Annotated in this window: 1 protein-coding gene; it reads left to right on the top strand. The window is 65.3% G+C overall.

Going from position 1 to position 245, the window contains the following annotated elements:
* Window positions 1-245, top strand: a 245-nt coding sequence (locus QP363_RS14155) for a hypothetical protein (RefSeq protein WP_284764850.1), incomplete at both ends; no start/stop codon positions are given.

The following is a 245-nucleotide window of genomic DNA, read 5'->3' as shown; positions in this document are numbered from 1 at the left end:
AACGATAAGGACCAGACTGTTCCGAAGGACGAGGAGACTACGACTTCGACTGAGCCGACGGAACCGACCGAGCCGACTGAGCCGACGGAGCCGACTGAGCCGACTGAGCCGACTGAGCCGACGGAGCCGACTGAGCCGACTGAGCCGACTGAGCCGACTGAGCCGACGGAGCCGACGGAACCGACCGAGCCGACGGAACCGACTGAGCCGACGGAACCGACTGAGCCGACCAAGCCTACGGAACC

It is taken from the genome of Corynebacterium sp. UMB6689, assembly GCF_030215295.1.
GTDB lineage: Bacteria > Actinomycetota > Actinomycetes > Mycobacteriales > Mycobacteriaceae > Corynebacterium > Corynebacterium aurimucosum.
This window is presented reverse-complemented; position numbering and strand designations above follow the sequence as displayed.